This window comes from Actinokineospora pegani (assembly GCF_009745975.1).
Taxonomy (GTDB): Bacteria; Actinomycetota; Actinomycetes; order Mycobacteriales; family Pseudonocardiaceae; genus Actinokineospora; species Actinokineospora pegani.
Genome location: NZ_WHOL01000039.1, coordinates 66542 through 84080, shown reverse-complemented (window position 1 = coordinate 84080; position 17539 = coordinate 66542). Strand labels below are relative to the sequence as shown.

The 17539-nt window shown below is 74.3% G+C and carries 13 protein-coding genes and 1 riboswitch; of the genes, 8 read left to right on the top strand and 5 right to left on the bottom strand.

The window, feature by feature from the left end; all coding sequences use genetic code 11:
* Positions 1-159 precede the first annotated feature (159 nt).
* From GCL84_RS02465 to GCL84_RS02450, 4 genes are all read left to right on the top strand, one after another.
* Positions 160-6666, top strand: a complete 6507-nt coding sequence (locus GCL84_RS02465; protein ID WP_156753676.1) for a type I polyketide synthase — start codon at positions 160-162, stop codon at positions 6664-6666.
* Positions 6667-6674: 8 nt separating this feature from the next.
* Complete coding sequence (locus GCL84_RS02460) at positions 6675-7682, top strand: alpha/beta hydrolase (protein WP_156753675.1); 1008 nt, start codon at positions 6675-6677, stop codon at positions 7680-7682.
* A gap of 39 nt (positions 7683-7721) precedes the next feature.
* Positions 7722-9503 carry a fatty acyl-AMP ligase gene (locus tag GCL84_RS02455; protein WP_156753674.1) on the top strand — a complete coding sequence of 594 codons (1782 nt, stop codon included), beginning with the start codon at positions 7722-7724 and terminating at the stop codon, positions 9501-9503.
* A 70-nt stretch (positions 9504-9573) separates the two neighbouring features.
* Entirely contained in the window at positions 9574-11106 is a 1533-nt protein-coding gene (locus tag GCL84_RS02450; RefSeq protein WP_197522970.1) for an ArnT family glycosyltransferase, read from the top strand.
* A gap of 4 nt (positions 11107-11110) precedes the next feature.
* On the opposite strand, the gene GCL84_RS02445 is transcribed toward GCL84_RS02450, so the two are convergent.
* Both GCL84_RS02445 and GCL84_RS02440 read right to left on the bottom strand, forming a co-directional pair.
* Positions 11111-11626 (bottom strand): hypothetical protein, encoded by a 516-nt coding sequence (locus tag GCL84_RS02445; RefSeq protein ID WP_156753672.1) that lies wholly within the window; start codon positions 11624-11626, stop codon positions 11111-11113.
* Positions 11627-11644: 18 nt separating this feature from the next.
* The gene (locus tag GCL84_RS02440) at positions 11645-12049 is read right to left on the bottom strand and encodes a hypothetical protein (protein WP_156753671.1); all 405 of its coding nucleotides are present in this window, start codon (positions 12047-12049) and stop codon (positions 11645-11647) included.
* Between the two features lie 134 nt (positions 12050-12183).
* Between GCL84_RS02440 and GCL84_RS02435 the strand changes: the two genes are divergently transcribed.
* Positions 12184-12966 (top strand): isocitrate lyase/PEP mutase family protein, encoded by a 783-nt coding sequence (locus tag GCL84_RS02435; protein WP_156753670.1) that lies wholly within the window; start codon positions 12184-12186, stop codon positions 12964-12966.
* Between the two features lie 9 nt (positions 12967-12975).
* Here GCL84_RS02435 and GCL84_RS02430 read toward each other — a convergent pair whose 3' ends face one another.
* Both GCL84_RS02430 and GCL84_RS02425 read right to left on the bottom strand, forming a co-directional pair.
* On the bottom strand, positions 12976-13359 hold the full coding sequence (locus tag GCL84_RS02430; protein ID WP_156753669.1) for a hypothetical protein: 384 nt from the start codon (positions 13357-13359) through the stop codon (positions 12976-12978).
* A gap of 41 nt (positions 13360-13400) precedes the next feature.
* Positions 13401-14030, bottom strand: a complete 630-nt coding sequence (locus GCL84_RS02425; protein WP_156753668.1) for a DUF6518 family protein — start codon at positions 14028-14030, stop codon at positions 13401-13403.
* A 101-nt stretch (positions 14031-14131) separates the two neighbouring features.
* A riboswitch (cobalamin riboswitch) is annotated at positions 14132-14269 on the top strand.
* A gap of 166 nt (positions 14270-14435) precedes the next feature.
* On the opposite strand from GCL84_RS02425, the gene GCL84_RS02420 reads away from it, so the two are divergent.
* Genes GCL84_RS02420 through GCL84_RS02410 form a run of 3 tightly spaced genes read left to right on the top strand, consistent with a single transcriptional unit; the run spans position 14436 to position 17109 of the window.
* Complete coding sequence (locus GCL84_RS02420; RefSeq protein ID WP_235925941.1) at positions 14436-15341, top strand: ABC transporter substrate-binding protein; 906 nt, start codon at positions 14436-14438, stop codon at positions 15339-15341.
* Positions 15338-16348 (top strand): FecCD family ABC transporter permease, encoded by a 1011-nt coding sequence (locus GCL84_RS02415; RefSeq protein WP_156753666.1) that lies wholly within the window; start codon positions 15338-15340, stop codon positions 16346-16348. Before GCL84_RS02420 ends, GCL84_RS02415 begins: the two co-directional genes overlap by 4 nt.
* Positions 16345-17109, top strand: a complete 765-nt coding sequence (locus GCL84_RS02410; RefSeq protein ID WP_156753665.1) for an ABC transporter ATP-binding protein — start codon at positions 16345-16347, stop codon at positions 17107-17109. Before GCL84_RS02415 ends, GCL84_RS02410 begins: the two co-directional genes overlap by 4 nt.
* 6 nt (positions 17110-17115) lie before the next feature.
* Here GCL84_RS02410 and GCL84_RS02405 read toward each other — a convergent pair whose 3' ends face one another.
* Positions 17116-17535 carry a pyridoxamine 5'-phosphate oxidase gene (locus tag GCL84_RS02405; RefSeq protein WP_456236890.1) on the bottom strand — a complete coding sequence of 140 codons (420 nt, stop codon included), beginning with the start codon at positions 17533-17535 and terminating at the stop codon, positions 17116-17118.
* Between the last annotated feature and the right edge of the window lie 4 nt (positions 17536-17539).

Genomic DNA, 17539 nt, shown 5'->3' with positions numbered 1-17539 from the left:
AATATGTCCATCTCGATTCGCGAGTCACGCATCGGGTTGGCCATCATCCACCGGCGATTCCCCGGAGCCTGAGCCGCACCGGACCAGTTCCCGTTCCCCAGCGACGAGGCGCCGAGGGGACCTCCATCCGGCGCGAACCCAGAAGGAACGGCAGACGACATGTCACCGCAGTCCAGCACCCCGCAGGCCCCCCGCACCGAGGAGCAGTGGCGGACCTGGTTGGGTCAGTGGCTCTCGGCGCTGATCGAGCGGGACGTCACCGAGTCCGAGTTCGACCGGCCGCTGCGCGACTTCGGGGTCTCGTCCCGTTCGGCGACGATGCTCGCCGCCAAGATCAGCGAGGAGCTGGGCGAGGCGCAGCCCAGCACCCTGGTCTGGACCGCGCCGACGATCGCGGACCTGGCCCGCACCCTGGCCGAGGGCGCGCGCCGCGCGGCCGCCCGCGCCGAGTCCGGCCCGGTCGACCCGGGCGCGCCGATCGCGGTGGTCGGCCTGGCGTGCAGGCTGCCGGGGGCGCCGTCGGCCGAGCGGTTCTGGTCGCTGCTGACCCGCGGCGAGGACGCCATCGGCGAGGTGCCCCCCGGCCGCTGGGCGCAGTTCGCCGACGACGCCGACGAGCACGGGCTGTCGCGGGCGGGCGGCTACCTCGACGACGTGTCCGCGTTCGACGCGGAGTACTTCGGCATCTCCCCGCGCGAGGCCGAGCTGATGGACCCGCAGCAGCGGCTGCTGCTGGAGGTCGCCTGGGAGGCCCTGGTCAACGCGGGTCTGCCGGTCAAGGACCTGCGCGGCACCGAGACCGGCGTGTTCGTCGGCCTGTCCGCGGCCGAGTACGCCCAGCTCACCATGACCGACCTGGACCGCATCGACGCGTGGTCGAGCACCGGCGCGGCGGCCTCGCTGGCCGCGAACCGGCTCTCCTACGCGCTGGGCGTGCACGGCCCGAGCATGACCGTCGACACCGCCTGCTCGTCGTCGCTGGTCGCGGTGCACCTGGCGATGCGCGCGCTGCGCGCGGGCGAGGCCTCGGCCGCGCTGGTCGGCGGGGTGAACCTGCTGCTGTCGCCGGGCATCACCGCCAACTTCCAGCTCGCGGGCGCGCTGGCCGCCGACGGCCGGTGCAAGCCGTTCGACGCCGCCGCCGACGGCATCGTGCGCGGCGAGGGCTGCGGCGTGGTCGTGCTCAAGCGCCTCGACGACGCCAAGGCCGACGGCGACCGCGTCCTGGCGGTGCTGCGCGGCAGCGCGGTCAACTCCGACGGCCGGTCCAACGGGATCATGGCGCCGAACCCGCTGGCCCAGGAGCAGCTCCTCGCCCGCGCCTACGCCGAGGCGGGCGTCACCCCGCGCACGGTCGACTACGTCGAGGCCCACGGCACCGGGACCCTGCTCGGCGACCCGATCGAGGCGGGCGCGCTGGCCGCGGTGCTCGGCGAGAAGCGGCACGCCAAGCGGCCGCTGCTGCTCGGGTCGGTCAAGAGCAACCTGGGCCACCTGGAGGGCGCGGCGGGCATCGTCGGGCTGATCAAGGTCGTGCTCGGCCTGCGCCACTCGCGCATCCCGCGCAGCCTGCGCTACCACTCGCCCAACCCGCACATCGACTTCGCCGCGGGCAGGCTCTCGGTGGTCAGCGAGGCCACCGACTGGCCGCGCTACGCCGGGGTGGCGCGCGCGGGCGTGTCGGCGTTCGGCTTCGGCGGGACCAACGCGCACGTGGTGCTGGAGGAGTGGCCGCACGACCGCTACGCCGCGACCTGGCAGCCCGGCGGCAGGCCCGAGGTCGTGGCGCTGTCGGCCCGCTCCCCCGCGCGCTTGCGCGCCAAGGCGCGCGCGCTGGCGGGCTGGCTCGACGACGGCCACGACCTGTCCGAGCTGGCCGCGGCCCTGGTGCACGGCGACGAGCGCGACGGCGCCAGGGTGGCCGTGCCCGCGCGCGACCACAACGAGCTGCGGGCCAGGCTGCTGGGCGTGGCCGAGGGCCGCGCCGACCGCGCCGTGCCCGTGGGCACGCCGTCCGGCTCCCCCGCCGACCCGGTGTTCGTCTTCTCCGGGCACGGCTCGCAGTGGCCTGCGATGGGCGCGCGGCTGCTGGCCGAGGAACCCGCCTTCGCCGCCGCCGTCGCCGCGCTCGACCCGGCGTTCACCGACGGCGCGGGCATCTCGCTGACCGCGCTGCTCGACGGCTCGGGCGACGCGGAGCCGCTGGCCCGCCAGCAGCTCGCGCTGTTCGGCGCGCAGGTGGCGCTGGCCGAGCTGTGGCGCGCGCACGGCGTGCGGCCCGCCGCGGTCGTCGGCCACTCGATGGGCGAGGTCGCCGCCGCGGTCGCGGTCGGCGCGCTCGGTGTCGCCGACGGCCTGCGGGTGATGGTCGAGCGCTCGGCGCTGCTCGACGAGGTCAACGCCCTGGGCGTGGGCGCGATGGCCGTTGTCGAGCTGACCGCCGCCGAGCTCGACGACCTGGCCGAGCGCTTCCCCGGGGTCGAGGTCGCCGTCTACGCCTCCCCCACCCAGTGCACGGTCAGCGGGCCCACCGACGAGGTCGCCGCCCTGGTGGCGCACGTGGAGGAGCGCGGCGGGCTGGCCAGGAGGCTGGCGGTCACCGGCGCGGGCCACTCGGCCGCCGTCGACCCGGTGCTCGACCGCTTCCGCGCCGCGCTCGGCGAGCTGACCCCCGGCGAGCCCGCCGTGCGCTGCTACACCAGCGTGCTCGACGACCCGCAGGACGCGCCCGCGTTCGACACCGACTACTGGGCGGCGAACCTGCGCAGGCCGGTGCGGTTCACCCAGGCGCTGGCCGCCGCGCTGCGCGACGGGCACCGGACGTTCGTGGAGGTCTCCCCGCACCCGGTCGCGGCCGTGGCGGTCGAGCAGACCGGGACCGCGCTGGGCATCGGCGACGTGGCCGTGGTGGCGTCGCTGCGCCGCGACCGCGACGGGGCCTCGGACGGCTTCGCCGCCGCGCTGGCCGCCGTGCACGTGCTGGGGCACCCGACCGCGCTGCGCCGCCGCTACCCGGACCGGGTGGTCGCGGACCTGCCGCCGGTCACCTGGCAGCACCGGTCGCACTGGGTGCGCACCCGCCCGGCCGGGGCGTCCCGGTCCGGGCACCCGTTCCTGGGCGAGCGGGTGGAGCTGCCCGACAGCGACCGCAGCCTGTGGCGCGGCGGGATCGGCGCGCAGGCGCACCCGTGGCTGGCCGACCACGTGGCGCACGGGGTGCCGCTGGTGCCCGCCTTCGGCTTCGTCGAGCTGCTGCTCGCCGCCGCGCGCCAGGCGCGCCCGGGCTCGGGCGCGCCCGAGCTGCGGGCGGTGGCGCTGCACCGGCTGCTGCCGGTCACCGAGCACACCGAGGTGTCGGTCAGCGCGGTCCCGGACGAGTCGGGCACGCGGCTGTCCGTGCACGCGCGCGTGAACGCCGAGTGGGTGCTGTGCGCGGCCGCGGTGGCCGTGGACCCCGGGGTCGACGAGCCGTTCGCGATCGGCGACGGCGTCGGTGAGCCGGTGGACCCGTACCCGGCGCTGGACGCGGTGGGCCTGGTGAGCGGTCCGGCGTTCCGCGTGCTGCGCGAGGTGCGCGCCGGGGACGGGGTCGTGCGCGCGGGCGTGGAGTTCGCCGACGGGCCGCCCCGGTCCGGGTTCGCCCTGCACCCGGTGCTCGGCGAGGCGCTGGCGCAGGCCGTCGCGACGGCGGGCGGGGCCCTGGGCGAGGCGGCGCGGGTGGTGCGGGTCGGCCGGGTCCGGGTGACCGGGGACGGCAGGCACGCGGCGCGCGTGGTGGCCGCCGGGGGCCGGGCGCGGGCGCTCGACGCGGCGGACGGCGTGCTGGCCGAGATCGACGGGGTGGAGTTCGAGCCGCTGACCCGCGCGGCGGTGCCGTTCCCGCCGGAGTACCTGGCCTACCGGGCGGAGTGGGTCCCCACCGAGCTGCCCACGGGCCCGGCGCACGGCGGGCGGCGGTGGCTGCTGCTGCACGACGAGGGCGCCGCGGGCCTGGCGGCGATGGTCTCCGACGGTCTGGCCGCGCGCGGCCAGACCGCGACCACCGCGCCCCTGACCGACGACCCCTCGGCCGTGCAGGCATCCCACGAGGACGTCGATGGTGTCGTGCTGCTGCCGACGGGCGCCGGGTCGCCGGACGGCACCGCCGCGGCGCGGGAGAAGGTGCTCGCGGTCGCGGGCGCGGTCCGGGCGCTGGCCGCCGTCGAGCACGCCCCGCCGCGGCTGTGGCTGGCGACCGGCGGCGCGGCGGTGGCCCGGCCGGGCGAGTCCGGCGACGTGGGCCTGGCCGCGCTGCGCGGGCTGGTGCGGGTGCTGGCCTTCGAGCACCCCGAGCTGAGCGCGACCTGGGTCGACCTGACCCCGGCGGACGTGGCCACCGGCGCCGACGAGCTGGTGCGCGAGCTGGTGGCCTGGTCCGCCGCCGACGAGGTGGCCTGGCGCGATGGCCGCCGCAGCGCGCGGGTGCTGCGCCGGACCGCGCTGCCCCCCTCCGACGTCGCCCCGCCGGTCGTGCGCGAGGGCGCCTACCTGATCACCGGCGGTCTCGGCGGCCTCGGCCTGGTCGCCGCCCGCTGGCTGGCCGAGCGCGGCGCGACCAGGGTCGTGCTGACCGGGCGCCGCGCGCCGTCGGCGGAGGCGGAGGCGGTCATCGCCGCCGTGCGCGGCCTCGGCGTCGAGGTCGAGGTGGTCACCGGGGACATCGCCGAGCCGGGGGTGGCCGCGGAGATGGTCAGCCGGGGTGTCGCGGGCGGGACCGCGCTGCGCGGTGTGCTGCACGCGGCCGGTGTGCTGGCCGACGGCGCGGTGCTGTCGATGTCCGGCGACGACCTGGCCGCGGTGTGGCGGGCCAAGACCGAGGGCGCGCTGCGCCTGCACGAGGCCAGCGCGGGCCACGAGCTGGACTGGTGGCTGGCCTACTCCTCGGCCGCCGGGCTGCTCGGCTCACCCGGCCAGGGCGCCTACGCCACCGCCAACGCCTGGCTGGACGCGTTCACCGCGTGGCGGCGCGGCCAGGGCCTGCCCGGCACGACCGTGCAGTGGGGCGCGTGGGCGGAGACCGGCGGCGCGGCCGGGGCGCAGAACCCCGTGCTGGAGCCGATGCCGACCGACGAGGCGATGGCCGCGCTGTCGGCGGTGCTGGCCGCGGGCCGCGGCGAGACCGGTGTGACCAGGATGGACGCCTCGGCCGTGGTGGAGCTGTTCCCCAGGCTGGCGGAGCGGCCGTTCTTCGGCGACGTGGTCGACAGCGCCCCGGCGGCGGGCGAGGTGCCGTGGGCGGGCATCGACGGGCTGCGCTCGCTGGCCGCCGACGACCCGGACCGGGCCCGCGAGCTGGTGCGCGAGCACGTGGTGGCGGTGGTGGCCGAGCTGATGGGCATGGACCCGGACCTGCTGCCGCTGACCGACCCGCTGACCTCGCTGGGCCTGGACTCGCTGATGGCGATGCGGGCCAGGGCCGCGATGGAGCGCGACTTCGGCCTGACCCTGCCGCTGCCGCTGCTGCTGCGCGGGGCGAGCCTGGCCGAGCTGGCCGACCACCTGGCGGGCGAGCTGGGCGCGGCGCCCTCGGCGCACGCCCCGGCGGCGGCCGGGCCGGGCACCCGGGACCTGGCCGAGCGGTGGACCGCGCTGGTGTGGAGGAAGGTCCTGGGCGACAAGCCGGTCGCGGTGGACGTGCCGTTCGCCGAGGCGGGCGGGGACAACGCGGCGGCGGCGCGGCTGCTCGCCGCGGTCAGCGACGAGCTGGGCCGCGAGGTCACCGCGGAGGAGCTGTTCGCGACGCCGACGATCGCGGGCATGGCCGACGCGGTGCGCGCGGAGCTGGAGGGCGCCGGGACCGGCCCGGTGCGGCTGCTGGGCGGCGCCAAGGGCAGCCCGCCGCTGTTCCTGTTCCACGCCGCGGGCAGCCCGACGGCGGTGTACAAGCCGATGATCCGGCTGCTGGGCGCCGACGTCGCCTGCTACGGCGTGGAGCGGGTCGACGAGCTGGTCACCGTCGAGGAGAAGGCGGCCCACTACATCGAGCTGATGCGCGAGATCCAGCCGGAGGGTCCTTACCGGATCGGCGGCTGGTCGTTCGGCGGGCTGCAGGCCTTCGAGACCGCGCGCCAGCTCACCGCCCTCGGCGACGAGGTCGAGCTGCTGTTCCTGATCGACACCATCATCCCGCTGCGCAAGACCGACAAGCCCACCGCCGAGTTCCTGCACAACCGGCTGCGCCTGTTCATCGAGCACATCGAGCAGACCTACCAGGTCGACCTGGGCCTGCCCGAGTCCGAGTGGCTCGGCCTGGACGAGGACGCCCAGCAGGACCTGGTGATGCAGCGGCTGCGCGAGCGGGTCTCGGGGATGGGCGAGGCGGTGCTCGAGCACCAGCAGACGTCCTACCTGGACGCCCGGATCGCCGAGCGCTACACCCCGACCCCCTACGCGGGCCACGTGCTGCTGTTCCGGGCCAAGGACCCGCACCCGCTCACCACCACCCTGGACCCCCGGTACCTGCGCACCGACGACGCGCTGGGCTGGGACGAGTTCTGCGCCGACCTCGACATCGTCCGGGTGGCGGGAGACCACATCACCGTGATCGACCCTCCGCACGTGGCGGTGGTCGCCGACCGGCTGACCGCACTGCTGCGCGGCACGTCGCCACACGGCCCGAGGAGATGAGAGACGCGATGACCCGTGCCAGAACGAGACTGTCCTTAGCGGGCCTCGCCACCGCTCTGGCGGCCACCGCCCTGGTGGCGGTGCCCTCAGCGGAGGCGAGGCAGCGGGCGAGCGCGCCCCCGGCCGACAACGGCGCCAGGGTCGTCGCCCAGACCCAGGTCGACGCGCGGACCATCGACCTGACCATCCAGTCCCCCTCCCTGGGCGCCCAGGGCAAGGTCCGGCTGCTCACCCCGGCCGGGTGGCAGCAGGGCGACGGGCGCGCCTACTCGACGCTGTGGCTGCTGCACGGCTGCTGCGAGGAGGAGGACTACAAGTCCTGGACAGAGTTCACCGACGTCGAGCAGTTCACCGCGGACAAGCCCGTCCTGGTCGTCATGCCCACCGCGGGCAAGATCGGCATGTACAGCGACTGGTGGAACTACGGGCTGTCGAACAAGCCCAACTGGCGCGCCTTCCACATGGAGGAGGTCATGCAGATCGTCCAGCGCGGCTTCGGCGCCTCGCAGGGCAAGCACTCCGTGGCCGGGCTGTCGATGGGCGCCTACGGCGCGCTCGAGTACGCCACCCGCTACCCCACCCGGTTCGGGGCCGTGGCCGCCTACAGCGGCGCCCCGGACGTGCTCGCCCCCGGCCTGCCCGAGGTCACCCAGCTCAACATGATCGCGCAGGGCTTCCTGATCTGGGGTGTGCTCTGGGGCGACCCGTGGTGGCAGCGGCAGCGGTGGATCGACCACAACCCGGCGTACAAACTGGACAAGCTGCGGGGGGCCAAGATCTACCTGTCCGCGGGCAACGGCGACCTCGGACCGCTCGACCCGGAGGGCAAGGGCATCGTCCCCGGCCTGCTCGAGTCCCAGTCCCTGGGCAACTCCCGCGACTTCGCCACCAAGGCCAAGCGCGCGGGCGTGGACATCACCACGGACTTTTACGCCCCCGGTACGCACTCGTGGCCTTACTGGGAGCGGCAACTGCACAAGTCGTGGCCGCTCCTGGCCAGCGGCATGGGTCTGTAAGACCCACGAACAAGATCAGCACCGATGGAGGCAGGACAGATGACTTCGACCCCTGGGCAGCTCAGGCGGACCCCGGACTCCGTCGACGGCGGCGACGTCTCGCTCCCCGACGCGCTGGCGAGGTGGGCCCGCACCCAGGGCGACCAGCGCGCCGTGGCCTATGTGGACTACCGCGTCGACCCCGAGGGCCAGATCACCGAGCTCACCTGGCGCGAGCTCAACGCCAGGGTGGACGCGGTCGCCGCGTGGTGCCAGCAGCGCGCCGACCGGGGCGACCGGGCGGCCGTGCTGGTCGAGCAGGGCACCGACTACGTGGTGGCCTTCCTCGGCGTGCTGCGCGCGGGCCTGGTCGCGGTCCCGCTGTTCGAGCCCAACCCGCTGCCGGGGCACGCCGACCGGCTGGCCGCGGTGCTGGCCGACTGCGCGCCGGAGCTGGTGCTGACCAACAAGTCGCACGCCGACGCGGTGGAGGCCTTCCTCACCGAGCGCGACCTGGTGGGCCCGGCGCTGATCGCGGTCGACGTGATCCCGCCGTCCACCGGCGGCCCGGAGCCGGTGGAGCTGTCCGCCGACGACGTGGCCTACCTGCAGTACACCTCCGGGTCGACCAGGACCCCGGCGGGCGTGATCATCACCCACGGCAACGTGGTGGCCAACGCCGCGCAGGGCTACGAGGCCTACGACTGCGTGCAGGGCGAGACCACCTCGGTGTGCTGGCTGCCGCTGTTCCACGACATGGGCCTGGTCGTCGGCCTGGCCACGCCGGTCCTGGGCGGGTTCCCGGCGCTGCTGCTGGACCCGATCGCGTTCGTGCTGCGCCCGCAGCGCTGGCTCGAGCAGCTCGCCGAGACCCCCGGCCCGGCGGTGTCGGCGGCGCCGAACTTCGCCTACGGCTACGTCGCCTCGCGCACCACCCCGGAGGAGCGGGCCAAGCTGAGCTTGGACCACGTGGTGTCGCTGGGCGACGGTTCCGAGCCGGTCATGTCCAAGACGCTGGACACCTTCTACTCGACCTTCGCCGAGGCCGGTGTGGACCGGCGGATGCACCGGCACACCTACGGCCTGGCCGAGGCGGTCGTGATGGTGTCGGTGTCGCCGCGCGGCGAGGCCCCGAGGGAGATCACCGTCGACCGGGTGTCGCTGGCCGCCGGACGGGTCGTGCACGCCGAGGAGGGCACCACCCTGGTCTCGGCGGGGCAGGGCGCCGGTGGGCAGCTCGTGCGCATCGCCGACCCGGCCACCGGCCGGGCGCTGGCCGACGGGAACGTCGGCGAGATCTGGTCCAGCGGCCCGAACGTCGGCCAGGGCTACTGGGGCAGGGCGGACTCGCCCGAGGTCTTCGAGGCCGTCCTGACCAACGACGACGGGTCCGTGGTGGACCCCGGCTGGGGCCGCAAGGGCTGGCTGCGCACCGGCGACCTGGGCGTGCAGGTGGACGGCGAGCTCTACATCGCGGGCCGGATCAAGGACCTGATCATCGTCGACGGCACCAACCACTACCCGCAGGACATCGAGTACACCGTCGAGGCCGCGCACCCGGCGATCCGCCGCCACACCGTGGCCGCGTTCTCGGTGCCCGGCGAGAACGGTGAGCTGGCCATCGTGGTGGCCGAGCGCGCCAAGCAGGTCTCCGCCGACGAGCTGGACCACGAGGCGGTCTCGACCGCGGTCAAGTCCGCGGTGTCCGGCGCGCACGCGCTGGCCGTGCACGAGGTCATGATCCTCGGGCCGGGCGAGGTGCCGCGCACCTCCAGCGGCAAGATCCAGCGGTCCGCCTGCCGGACGCGCTACGCCGAGGGCACCTTGCGGATGGGGGGCTGAGCACATGGCCGACAGCGGAAGCGGAGATCTTGGCAGTGATTTCGCAGCCGATTTCGCTGACCAAGACGACGTGGACGACGAGCGCGCGAGCGCGGCGGCGGTGGTCGACGAGGGGGATCCCGAGCCGACGGGACCGCCGGAGTTCGCCCGCCTGCCCGTCTACGCCATCGCCGCCGCTGTCGGCCTGGTGCTGCTCGCCGTCGCGGGCAAATTCGGCTACTTCGGCGACGAGCTGTACTTCCTGGCCACCGGCAAGCACCAGTGGGCGTGGGGCTACGCGGACAACCCGTGGCTGCTGCCGTGGCTGGCCAAATCGATGGACGCGCTGTTCCCCGGCTCGTGGTTCGCGCTGCGGATCATCCCGCTGCTGCTGACCTCGGCGGGCGTCGTGGTCAGCGCGCTGATCGCCCGCGAGTTCGGCGGCGGGCGCAAGGCGCAGGTCATCACCGCGGGCGCGTACGCGCTGGCCTGGCAGATCCTGGCCTCCGGGCACGTGCTGGCCACCTCGACCGTCGACCCGTTCCTGTGGGTGCTGGTGACCTGGCTGGTGGTGCGCTGGGTGCGCGACCGCTCGGACTGGCTGCTGGTGGGCGCCGGGCTGGCCACGGCGGTGGCGATGCAGGGCAAGTTCCTCATCGCGTTCCTCTGGGTCGGGATCATCGTGGGCGTGCTGGTCGCGGGCCCGCGCGACCTGCTGCGCCGCCCGGCGCTGTGGGTGGGCGGCGTGATCACCGTCGTGGTCACCCTGCCGACGCTGCTGTGGCAGATGGACAACGACTGGCCCTACCTGCTGATGCAGGAGGTCATCAAGGAGCAGAACGCCCGCCTGCTGGGCGGCACGCTCGGCACGATCCCGCTGGCGGTCGCCATGGCGGGCCTGCCCATCGGCGCCTTCCTGCTCTGCCACGGGCTCTACACGCTGTTCCGGGCGCCGGAGCTGCGGCCGTACCGGTTCCTGGGCTGGGCCGTCGCGGTCGTGACGGTGATCGTCCTGGTGTTCGCCAACCGCTACTACTACGTGGCGGGCATGTACCCGATCCTGTTCGCGGCCTCGGCGCTGCGGATCGAGGCGGGCCGGACCGCGGCGTGGTGGCGGTGGGTGCCGTCGTGGCCGGTGTTCGCGCTGTCGGTGCCGGTCGCGGTGTACCTGACGCTGCCGGTGCGCCCGGTCGACGGGTTCACCGGGGTCGACCTGGTCGACTTCCAGGCCAGCGGCAGCCTGGGGTGGCCCGCGGTCGCCGAGACCGCCGCCGACGTCTACCGCAGCCTGCCGTCGCGGGCGGACACCGTGGTCATGGGCGACAGCTACTGGCAGGCCAGCGCCCTGGACTACTACGGCCGCCAGCGCGGGCTGCCGCAGGCCTACGGCCCCGAGCGCGGCTACTGGTTCACCGGCAGGCCCGTGGACACGACCCAGCAGGTCATCTACGTGGGCGGCACCGAGGAGTGGCTCAGCCAGTTCTTCGGCGACATCCGCAGGGTCGACACGATCCGGCTGCCGGAGACGACCGCCAAGACGGCCAACCAGGGCGTGCCGGTCTACGTGCTCAAGGCCCCGGTGGCGCCGTGGCCCGAGCTGTGGGAGCGGATGCACCGCCCCTGACGGGTCAGCAGTTCGTCTCCGTGGGCGGGGGCTGGGCGGGGTCGAACACCTGCTCCCGCACCTCCTCCTCGTCGCCCAGGCGCTCCGCCGTGGTGGTGTCGCTGATCGCGGGGGCGAGGTACCCGGCGTTGGCCGCCGCGCACTGAGCCGAGTACAGGTAGACCTGGGTCTTGGTCAGCCACAGGCCCAGGCCTTCCGGCTCCCAGTTGCCGCGGTAGAACGAGTACTCGGCGCTGACCCGCACGATGCTGACGATGTCCATCGTGTCGGTGACCCGCTCAGGGTCCGGCGGCTGGAACGCGTAGGCGAAGCTGTGCTCGGTCCGCACCACCAGCTCGCCCGGCTGGCCGACACCGAAGGTCATCGTCCCGGTGGCCTTGACGGGCACGTCGAGCAGGCGGTGACCGGCGGCGACGGCCGTCCGGTACACCACGTCGGACCGGATGTCCTCGCGCATCCCCGGGGCGAATTGGGCGGCGTAGCGCTCGACGTCGCGGCCGTGCACCACCTCCGGGTCCATCCGCCCGCTGACCAGCGCCTACCGGACCGCGCCGAGGACCTCGGCGACCTCCTCGGCGCTGAACCGGCCCATCGGGGTGGCCGCGGGCACGACGACCGCGGCCTCGCCGTCGGCCCAGGCCGCGGCGGGCGTGCCCGAGAAGGGCTGGGCCAGGTCCACCCGGCGCACCGGCTCCTGGCTGGTGGGCGTGGAGGTCGGCGAGGTGTGCACCGCGCCCCGGTCCGTGCCGGACACCAGGACGGTGCCCGCTCCGACGACGGCCGCGATCGCGAACACCGAGAAGACCGCGCCCTTGTGCCGCGCGAGGAACCCGCGCCGCTTCCGCTTGGGCGGCTCGGGCGCTGTCGCCTCGTCGATGCGTTTCTTGAGGCGTTCCCACTCCGGGTCCCGCAGGTCGGGGTGGTTGAAGATGTCTTCCGGCACGGACACGGTATATCCGCGAACGGGATGGGCGTTACACCGCCCGATGTGGATCACACTGATCCCGGGATGTGTTCGGCCGCGCGGGACGTTGGGCCCTTGAAGAGGACACAGCACAAGTGAACGGAGAGAGTCCGATGACGACAGGTTCGGCGGCTCGCGCGACGGAACTGCTCAGGCTGCACACCGCGCCGGAGCTGCTCACGGTGGTGAACGTGTGGGACTCGATCTCGGCGAAGGTCGTCACCGACGTCCCCGGCACCCTGGCCCTGGCCACGGCCAGCCACTCGATCGCGGCCAGCCGGGGTTTCCCCGACGGCGAGAAGATCCCGGTGGCGGAGATGATCGAGGAGGTGCGCCGGATCGTCGAGGCGACGAGCCTGCCGGTCACCGCCGACCTCGAGGGCGGCTACGGCGACGCCGCCGAGACCGTGCGCCGGGCGATCGGCGTCGGCGTGGTCGGGGCGAACATCGAGGACCAGCTCAAGCCGGTGGCCGAGGCGGCGGCCCAGGTCGAGGCGGTGCTGCGGGCAGCCGACGCCGAGGGCGTGCCGGACTTCGTCCTCAACGCGCGCACCGACGCCTTCGTCAAGGCGGGCGACCGCGACCCCGCCGAGGTCCTCGCCGACGCCATCGAGCGCGGCAAGGCCTACCTGGCCGCGGGCGCGCCGGTGGTGTTCGTGCCGGGCAGGCTGGACCTGGACCAGATCTCCGCGCTGGTCGACGCGTTCGGCGAGCGGAAGCTGACCACCATCGCCATCCCGGGCACCCCAGCGCTGGCCGACCAGGAGAAGGCGGGCGTCGCCCGGGTCTCGTTCGGCCCGCTGTCGCAGCAGGTCGCGCTCACGGCCCTGGCCGACCTGGTCGGGTCCGCGCACCAGGGCGGCGGCGTGCCCGAGGGCACCCGGCCGCTGAACTGACGGTCCGGCTCAGCCGATCCGCACCAGCCGGGGCGGGTCGGCTGAGCCGTCGTACACGGCGGCCTCCCCCAACGGCTCGTCCAGCGGCACCTCGACCGGGACCACCCGCGCGATCGCGATGATCGCCTCGTCGGGGTCCGCCCGGCGCTGCCGCAGCCAGACGGTGACCTCGACCAGGTCCCCGTCGCGCTCCACCTCCACGCGCGCCACCGGGTTCTCCTGGTCGACCAGCACACTGCCGGTCACCGTCGCGTGCAACACCCGCCCATCGGCACTGGGGCGCGCGGCGTCGACCGGGGCCGCGACCTCCTCGTGGCCCGACGGCGAGGAGCACCCCGCGACGAGCGACGCCAGCACAACCCCCAGCACAGCGGCCCGCAGCCTGATCGCCATGACGACGAGGCTAGCGGGGCCCCGGCCGGGCGCGTCAGGGATCAGCTCATGGCGACGGCGTTGAGGAACGCCACGAACGCCGCGCCACCCAGCAACCCCACGACGATGATCGGGACGACCGCGCCCGCCGCGCGCACCCGGGCCTGCCCGGTGCGCGGCAGGAAGGTCAACAGCAGCAGGGCGACGACGGCGTTGTAGACGCCGGTCCCGACATAGTCGAGCACGACGAAGTAGTAAACCGACGCGCACGCGAACACCGCGGCGGGCAGGGCCGTCGCGATCTCCAGCCGCGGCCGCCGGGCCTGGGTCCGCCACCACACCCCGGCCAGTCCGAACACCGTGCCCGCCAGGACCGCGCCGACGCCCCACCCGAGGGCCAGCACTCCCCCGGCGGACCACTCGAAGTTCCCGGTGGCCCAACTGATCGCGTACCAGGCGAGCAGGCCGAACGCCTCGGTCGCCATCGCGGTGAGCACCCCGGCCACCGGCACGGCCACGACCGCCCCCGCCGCGAACCCCCACAGCGCCCAGAAGGCGGGCGAGTTGGCCACGAGCCCGAAGGGCGTGAGCTGGAGGGCGAAGGTGACCGCGCCCAGTGGCAGCCCCAGCGCCACCGCCGTGACCGCGGCGGTGCGCATGGTGCCCGGCTTGGTCCGGTCCGTGGTGGTCACTCGACTCAGCTCCTCAACTCGTGCACTAGAAGTATGAATGCAGTGTATACACCGAGTGTTGACGGCGTCGCGCATCACACCGGTCGCGCGATCGCGCCGTGTTAGCGTTCGCGGGCCAAACCGGGTCGGCGGTGATCGACCCGGGCGGGGGAATCCGGTGTGAGTCCGGAACTGTCGCGCAGCGGTGAGGTGGGCCTGCGGCCCGCCGAGTCCGAGTACCCATTGGCACCCCGTCACGGGCGGGGCATGGCGTAGATCCGGGCTTCGCGACTGGGCCCTCGACGTGAAGGATTCGGCGTGGCCAAGACATGGCTTGTTCGGTTGTGTGCTGGGGTTCTCGGGGTCTGCCTCGCCGGGTGCGGGTCCGCCGGGGTCGACACGGCCGCGCCGCGGACCATCAGCGTGGTGAACTGCGGGAAGACCGTCGCGCTCAGCGAGCCGCCCAAGCGGGCGGTGGCGCTGAACCAGGGCAGCGCGGAGATCCTGCTGTCGCTGGGGCTCGGCGACCGACTGGTGGGGACCGCGACGTGGACCGACACGGTGCTGCCGGAGTTGGCCGCCGCCAACGAGAAGGTGCCCAGGCTGGCGGACAAGGCGCCCTCGTTCGAGAAGGTGCTCGAGGTGGAGCCGGACTTCGTGTCCGCGTCCTTCGAGTCCGTGCTCGGCACCGGCGGCGTGGCCACCCGTGAGCGGTTCGAGGAGCTGGGGGTGGCGACCTACCTGTCCCCCACCGACTGCGGCACCAAGGTCAACAACGGCGACGGGGACGGGGAGCGCACCGCACCGCTGACGATGGACGCGGTCTACCAGGAGATCCGCGACCTGGCGGCGATCTTCGAGGTCGCGGACCGCGGCGAGCGGATGATCGCCGACCTGCGCGAGCGCCTGGACGCCGCCACCGAGGGCCTCGACGCCTCGCGGGCGCGCATCCTCTACTGGTTCGCCAACTCCGAGTCGCCGTACATGGCGGGCTGCTGCGGCTCGCCCGGTGTGATCACCACCGAACTGGGCGCGGCCAACGTCTTCGCCGACACGAGGGCCGAGTGGCCGCAGATCAGTTGGGAGACCGTGGCCGAGCGCGATCCCGACGTGATCGTGCTCGGCGACCTGACCCGCAAGTCGCAGACCGCGGAGACGGCGGCGGCGAAGATCGCGTTCCTGGAGTCGCACCCGGTCACCTCGCGGATGGACGCGGTCCAGGCCAAGCGGTTCGTGCCGCTGAGCGGGCAGGCGCTCAACCCGACCATCCGCACCGTCGAGGGCGTGGAGAAGGTCGCCTCCGCGCTGCGCGGCTTCGGGCCGCTCGGGTGACCCGGCGGGCCCTGTGGTCCGCCGCCGGTCTCGTCCTGCTCGCCGTCTCGATCGCGCTCGCCATCACCGTCGGCCCGGCCGACATCGCGGTGGTCGAGGTGTGGCGGACCGTCCTGGCGCACCTGGTCCAGGGCGAGCGCGTGCTGTCGCCGATCCGCGACGGGATCATCTGGCACCTGCGGCTGCCCAGGACGCTGCTGGCGGCGGTCTGCGGGGCGGGGCTGGCCGTGTGCGGTGTCGTCCTGCAATCGCTGCTGCGCAACCCGTTGGCCGACCCGTTCGTGCTCGGCGTGTCGTCGGGGGCGTCCACGGGCGCGGTGCTGGTGGTGGTGCTCGGGGTCGGCGGCGGCGCGGTGTCGCTGTCGGCGGGGGCGTTCGCCGGCGCGGTGCTCTCCTTCGGACTGGTGCTGACGCTCAGCCACGCCCTGGGCGGGCAACTGGACCGGGTGGTGCTGTGCGGTGTGGCCGCGATGCAGCTCTTCTCCGCGCTGACCTCGTTCATCGTGCTGACCTCCGCGGACGCGGAGACGACCAGGGGCGTGCTGTTCTGGCTGCTGGGCTCGCTGTCGAGCGCGTCGTGGACCGAGGTCGCGATCGCGGCGGCCGTGCTCGCGGTGACGCTGGTGGTGTGCCTGGGGCACGGCCGCGCGCTGGACGCGTTCGCCTTCGGCGAGGACTCGGCGGCGGCGCTGGGGGTGCCGGTGGCGCGGGTGCGGCTGGCGCTGCTGTGCGTGACGGCGCTGCTGACGGCGGTGCTGGTCAGCTCGTCCGGCGCGATCGGGTTCGTCGGGCTGGTGCTGCCGCACGCGGCCAGGGTGTTCGCCGGGTCCGGCCACGCGCGGCTGCTGCCCGCCTCGGCGCTGGCCGGGGCGATCTTCCTGGTGTGGGTCGACACCCTGGCCCGCTCGGTGCTGCAACCGCAGGAGATCCCGGTGGGCGTGCTGACCTCGCTGATCGGCGTGCCCGCGTTCGTGCTGATCCTCTACCGCACCCGGAGCAGGCGATGACCCTCTCGGCCGACAGGGTCGTCCGCACGGCCGCGGGCCACCTCATCCTCGACGGGGTCAGCCTGGACTGCGCGCCGGGCGCCACGATCGGCCTGCTCGGCCCCAACGGGGCGGGCAAGTCGACGCTGCTGCGGGTGCTCGCGGGGCTGCTGCCGACCAGCAGCGGCGTGGTCACCCTCGACGGCAAGCCGCTGCCCGACACCCGCCGCGGGGAGGTCGCCCGCCGGGTGGCCGTCGTGGAGCAGCAGGTCGACACGCAGGTGGACCTGTCGGTGCTCGACGTGGTCCGCCTCGGCCGCATCCCGCACCGCCGCGCCTGGGCCGCGCCCACCGCGCGCGACGCCGAGGCGGTGGCCGACGCGCTCGCCGCGACCCGGCTCACCGACCGCGCCGGGCAGTCCTGGCACACCCTCTCCGGCGGCGAGCGCCAGCGCGTGCAGCTGGCGCGGGCGCTGGCCCAGCAGCCCAGGGAGCTGCTGCTGGACGAGCCGACCAACCACCTCGACATCGCCCACCAGCTCGACCTGCTGGCGCTGGTCACCGCGCTGCCCACGACGACGGTGATCGCCCTGCACGACCTCAACCTGGCGGCCATGTACTGCGACCACGTCGCCGTGCTGCGGCAGGGGAGGGTGGCGGCGGCGGGGACGCCGGAGGAGGTCTTCACCGAGGCCCTGATCGCCGAGGTCTACGGGGTGCGCACGCGGATCACGACCCCGGACGGGCGCCTGCACATCCGCTTCCTCGGCACCGCCCGCTGAGGCGGGCTACTTGCCCTGGTCGTTGCTCAGCCAGCGCTCGGGCCGCATCCGCACCAGCACCGACCCGTCGTCGAGCGCCCCGTCGACGTACTCGGTGCCGCGCCGCTCGCCGACGTAGCGGATGGCCAACGCCAGCGCCTCCTCCCGGGTGGGCGGCTCGGTCGAGACGACCGGCCCCTCCACCGAGACGTACTTGTACGGGACCGTCTCCACCTGGGCGACGAGGCTGAACCGCCCCGCCGCGCTGATCGCCGTGAACTTGTGCGAGCGCCGGTCCATCCAGACCTGGACGTCGCCGCCGGGGTGGTAGCCGTACCAGACCGGCACGGCCAGCGGCCCCTTGCCCGGGCGCTCGATGGCGATGACCCCGATGTGCACGTCGGCGAGGAACGCGGCGCGCTCCTGCTCGTCCATCACGAAAGACATGATC

Excerpts from the sequence above, each read along its gene's own strand:
- GCL84_RS02405 (WP_456236890.1), bottom strand. The coding sequence starts at position 17,535 with ATGTCTTTCGTGATGGACGAGCAGGAGCGCGCCGCGTTCCTCGCCGAC.
- GCL84_RS02465 (WP_156753676.1), top strand. The coding sequence starts at position 160 with ATGTCACCGCAGTCCAGCACCCCGCAGGCCCCCCGCACCGAGGAGCAG.
- GCL84_RS02430 (WP_156753669.1), bottom strand. The coding sequence starts at position 13,359 with ATGGCGATCAGGCTGCGGGCCGCTGTGCTGGGGGTTGTGCTGGCGTCG.
- GCL84_RS02410 (WP_156753665.1), top strand. The coding sequence starts at position 16,345 with ATGACCCTCTCGGCCGACAGGGTCGTCCGCACGGCCGCGGGCCACCTC.
- GCL84_RS02445 (WP_156753672.1), bottom strand. The coding sequence starts at position 11,626 with ATGGACCCGGAGGTGGTGCACGGCCGCGACGTCGAGCGCTACGCCGCC.
- GCL84_RS02455 (WP_156753674.1), top strand. The coding sequence starts at position 7,722 with ATGACTTCGACCCCTGGGCAGCTCAGGCGGACCCCGGACTCCGTCGAC.
- GCL84_RS02460 (WP_156753675.1), top strand. The coding sequence starts at position 6,675 with ATGACCCGTGCCAGAACGAGACTGTCCTTAGCGGGCCTCGCCACCGCT.
- GCL84_RS02435 (WP_156753670.1), top strand. The coding sequence starts at position 12,184 with ATGACGACAGGTTCGGCGGCTCGCGCGACGGAACTGCTCAGGCTGCAC.